6 protein-coding genes are annotated in these 4149 nt (G+C 61.0%); all 6 read right to left on the bottom strand.

The genetic code is table 11. The features are described 5' to 3' along the window. Positions 1–364: 364 nt before the first annotated feature. A complete protein-coding gene (locus WBV42_RS16480; RefSeq protein WP_423986989.1) occupies positions 365–1279 on the bottom strand; it encodes a glycosyltransferase family 2 protein in 915 nt (304 codons plus the stop codon). Between the two features lie 45 nt (positions 1280–1324). Further along, complete coding sequence (locus tag WBV42_RS16475; protein ID WP_423986988.1) at positions 1325–1822, bottom strand: DUF7519 family protein; 498 nt, start codon at positions 1820–1822, stop codon at positions 1325–1327. Between the two features lie 15 nt (positions 1823–1837). Beyond that, positions 1838–2020: a hypothetical protein gene (locus WBV42_RS16470; RefSeq protein WP_423986987.1), complete on the bottom strand. Its 183-nt coding sequence runs from the start codon at positions 2018–2020 to the stop codon at positions 1838–1840. Beyond that, a complete protein-coding gene (locus WBV42_RS16465; RefSeq protein WP_423986986.1) occupies positions 2017–3264 on the bottom strand; it encodes a DUF58 domain-containing protein in 1248 nt (415 codons plus the stop codon). Before WBV42_RS16465 ends, WBV42_RS16470 begins: the two co-directional genes overlap by 4 nt. Then, positions 3261–3842 (bottom strand): DUF7269 family protein, encoded by a 582-nt coding sequence (locus WBV42_RS16460; protein WP_423986985.1) that lies wholly within the window; start codon positions 3840–3842, stop codon positions 3261–3263. Before WBV42_RS16460 ends, WBV42_RS16465 begins: the two co-directional genes overlap by 4 nt. Next, the coding region (locus WBV42_RS16455) for a DUF4129 domain-containing protein (protein WP_423986984.1) at positions 3839–4149 on the bottom strand (311 nt) is incomplete at its 5' end. The genes WBV42_RS16460 and WBV42_RS16455, both read right to left, overlap by 4 nt.

The following is a 4149-nucleotide window of genomic DNA, read 5'->3' as shown; positions in this document are numbered from 1 at the left end:
GCGCTCATGTTTCTTCGACGGTATCCAGACGGGGATACATCATAAAATAGACCGACCCTCTCGCTTTCTTGCACGCCGTTGCATTCCGTTTACGTCTTGCGATTGTACGGTTTGAACGGAGTGAACCTACCGTGAATATATGACGCTTCAGAGATATTTTATCGTGGGAACAAAATGCGTGCTATTGTCTAACCACCTGACAGTGATTGAAACAGCGTTAGCACCGTGAACGATACGATCACTACTCCCGTCGATTGGGTGGGTGTCAACCATCCAAGCGGGCCGAATCCAAGGATAGTACCGCCGAACAGAATCGTCGAGAGTACCGAGAGGGCCAGATAGTAGTGTGCGTATCGTGGTCATGTCATCCGATATTTGCTTTAACTCCCTTGTAGACGTTCATCAGCAAGCCGGGTAGCTGTCGTACTTCCGGTTTTCGCGACCGGCGAAGGTACCGGAACCCCGTCCTGAGCTGTCCTTCGTTCAGGAAGTGTCTAGCGAGAATGTAGTGATGCGCTCCAGTCACGTCGATTCCCTGTCGTTCTAGTTGCTCGACTTCTTTTGTGAACGTCCGACGGTAGTGTTCGTCAGCTTTTGCCACCGAATCCGCCGACGGTGACCCCGTCTCGTAGCGGAGGAGGAGCGTTTCGTTCACGCAGGCGAGCTTCCCGTGTTTGAGGACTCGGATGAGGAACTCAGGGTCCTGAAAGCGGGTGAACGACTCGTCGAACCCGTTGATTTCCCGGACGACCTCGCTCTTCACGAGGAGCGTCGATCCCGCACTGGTGTGAAGATCGTCGCTCAGCACCAGCCCGATAAGTTCCTTACCGCCCTCCGCACCTTCCGCTTTGTTTCGACGTGAAATGAACTCCGTCACCCATTTTATCGCCGGGTTCTGTCCGCCCGGATGGATGGTTTCCGCCTTACAGTATGCCGCGACCCACTCGTCGGAGCGAAGTTCGAGGGTGAGAACTTGTTTTTCGAGTTTCGTGGGTAGCCACACATCGTCCGAGTCGAGAAACGCCATGTATTCGCCCTCTGCATGCTCAATTCCCGTGTTTCGTGCGGCACTCGCACCCTGATTTTCGTCGTGTTCGAAGAACCGTATTCGGTCGTCATCGTACGAATCGACGACCGAGGCGGTATCGTCGTCCGATGCGTCGTCGACGATGATGAGTTCCAAATCCTCGAGCGTCTGTGAAAGAACGCTCTCGACGGTTCGAGGCAAAGAGTGTGCACGGTTGTACGTCGGAACGATAACACTCACAGTCGGGGCCATTCGTTGCTCGTTGGTCCGTTCCCGCCGTGCTTTATTATCGACTTACTAATCGTGGAGGGCCACAGCGAGGAGGACGACCGCGACCAACAGGAGCACCAGCGACGCCAAGGAGAGACCCGATGGCCCGACTCCTCCCGAGAATTTCGCCGCCTCGACCGCGACGAACGCGACGGCTCCGGTCCCGACGATATGAACGAGTTCGATCTCCCGCGTATCGCGTCCGCGACCGAGATGCTCCCCGACGTTGATGGCGTGTTCGCCCGCGTCCCACGCGACGACGGTTGCGGCACCCGCCACCAGTAACGTCCCGAGCGTTACCGCGTTGAAGATACCGGACGCGAGTACGCCGATGAAGACGAGTGCAGTACCGACTTTCACGAGCGTGCGCGACCCCGTTCCACGCACCGGTACGAGTGCCAGCGCGAGCACGAAGACGCCGATAAGCCCCGGAATCAACCGGATAGATCCGCTCAATCTAGTGATTCCGGTGAACGCGACGGCGAGCGCACCGACGATTCCGGCGACACCGACGACCCCGACCAACGCGCCCGAGATGAGTCACTCACGTCGCCAGAGACCGACCCCACCGGCGAGGGCGGCGATACCGGCGAGTTCGAGGACGAGTGCGAGTGATGACGCGCCGAGCTCCCACATCGCGAGCAGTGCGATACCGACTGCAAGCGCGCTCGCGACGCGTGTCGGTCGTTGGGTCGCAGTCGTGGTTCCGGTTGCCGTGCTCATGCGTGTACCCTCCGTGGACGATTCAGCAATGCCGCAGCGAGCGGCGTCTCCGGATCCCACTCGATGACCGGAATATCTGCCTTTCGAAGCGCACTGAGTCGGTTTCTCCGTTCGACGCCAGCGAGCCGCTGGCCGATGCTTTCATCGTCGGTTACGTCGGGGCTGATGACGCTCACGGGGTGTCCGTACGCGTCGAGGCGACGCGCCGTCTCGATAATGGTTTGGTCCGAGAGCGGGGAGAGCAACACCACTTGTGCTGCGCTGGGAAGCCGCATACGGAGCTGTTCGAGCTGTTCCCCGTGGTCCGCTTCTTCAGTCGGCGGAAACGATGCGAACGCGGTATGTGTCGCAAGCAACTGTTGAGCATTCGCTCGATGTGACCGTCCCGCACCGAGTTCCAACCAGCACATCTCGCGACCGAACGCCGCGAGACCGACGAGGTTACGATCACGATGCAGCGACGCGAGCAGCTGTTCCGCCGCGGAAACGCTGTACGCAACCGCGTGTGGTTCGTCCGTCGAAGCCCGGTAGGCGACGGCCCGTGCGTCCACGAGAACGACGACCGTCGCGGCGTTCTCCTCGCGGTATTCGACGGTCGTCAAGGAGCCGGTTCGGGCGTATCGGTTCCAGTCGATGCGGTGCATGTCGTCTCCTGCACGATACTCGCGGGTTCGGTAGAATTCGATGCCGCTCCCGCCTTTTTGGGCGACGATGCGACCGACCTGGTCGAGCGTCTTGTCCCGGAGCGAACTATCGGTCTCGGTCCCGGTACAGTCGAGTTCCGTATCCGCGGCCACGGTCGTTTCCACCTCGTGTGCGCCGCTCAGGTCACGGGCGACGACGACGGCGGGTTCGAACGGGTGTTTCCCGTGCTTGGCTTGTACCCGATACGAAAAACTCACCGAGCGACCAGGCCAGAAGGCGACCCCTTTCCGCGGGGAACCGCCGGAAACCGAAAGCAGTGCGGGTACCCCGTCCACGATGCGAACGTCGGGGAGGAACCCACCCTCGTTCGTCACCGTCACCGTCACCGTGACCTCGTTCCCGGGCCGTGGTGTACTGTTGCTGAGCCGCCGTTCGAGTCGGAGCTTCGGTTCTGGCTCCCCCGTGACGCTCGGGTACGCCGCAAAGACGACGCCGATCACGGCGAGCAAAAGCATCGATGGACGGTTGACGGCGAGACCGACCGCACCGGCGGCGAGGGAGAGCGCGATGACACCGCGCCAACGATGTGTTTCGGTCATAGTCGCTCACCCTTGTCCGCAATCTCCGTGGCGGTGCGGCGAGCGCAACGCTGGTACCACGACCGACTGGTCAAGACGGTCGAAACACGGCTCCCGGTACCCACTCCCGAGACGTTGGAGCCGCCAAGATAGGCCGCTACAGCCGGGTCGTCGGTCCACTCTCCCGATTCGACCAACTGTCGAGCATCCTTTCGAGTGCAGTTTTCGGCCCGCATCACGGTTTCGACGGCCGCCGCTCGAAGCCGTTTTTCGACGCTGCGTCGGTGCTTGCGACCGACGAACGGGAGTCGGAAGGACCACGATCCGATGGTCTCATCGAAGTCGTTTCCCGCGGGAGGAACCGTCACTGGCTCTTCGGGGGTGGGCATGTCGGCTTGAACGAGATTTCCGTCCCTACCGGAACCGAGGACGGGAATCGCCACGAGCAGGCCGAGCGCGCCGATGGCGACGACGAGCAAATAGTCGTTCCCGAGCGTCGCTACGAGCGAGTTAATCGGTATCGCGTTCGCACCGCCAGCGACTGCGAAGACGAGCGCGAGCACTCCGACGAGTCCGAGCATGACACGGCGCCCGTTCATGATCCCATCCCGAGTCTGTCGGTTTCGTGGTGAATTCGACCGAGTCGGTCGTCGGTGATCGGTTCTCCGCCATACCGGACCTCTTCGAACGTGCGCGTCAGGGTACGAACGGCGTCCTCGTCGCCACCCGCGTCGATGGCCTCGCGTGCACATTCTCCGGGGGTTTTGGTGTGTGGTCGATCGACGCCGAAGCGTTCGACCATCGCCCACCACGCCTGCTCGATTTCGTTCGACGGATCAGGTGTCGGTGCCGGTGTTGGTGTTCGTTCGTATCCCCCGGCGTTCCGCTCGTCCGACCCGCCGAACA

Source organism: Haladaptatus sp., from assembly GCF_049589095.1.
Lineage (GTDB): Archaea > Halobacteriota > Halobacteria > Halobacteriales > Haladaptataceae > Haladaptatus.
This window is presented reverse-complemented; position numbering and strand designations above follow the sequence as displayed.

Coding starts and splice junctions, on each gene's coding strand:
- WBV42_RS16465 (WP_423986986.1), bottom strand. CDS start 3,264: ATGACCGAAACACATCGTTGGCGCGGTGTCATCGCGCTCTCCCTCGCC.
- WBV42_RS16480 (WP_423986989.1), bottom strand. CDS start 1,279: ATGGCCCCGACTGTGAGTGTTATCGTTCCGACGTACAACCGTGCACAC.
- WBV42_RS16470 (WP_423986987.1), bottom strand. CDS start 2,020: ATGAGCACGGCAACCGGAACCACGACTGCGACCCAACGACCGACACGC.
- WBV42_RS16460 (WP_423986985.1), bottom strand. CDS start 3,842: ATGAACGGGCGCCGTGTCATGCTCGGACTCGTCGGAGTGCTCGCGCTC.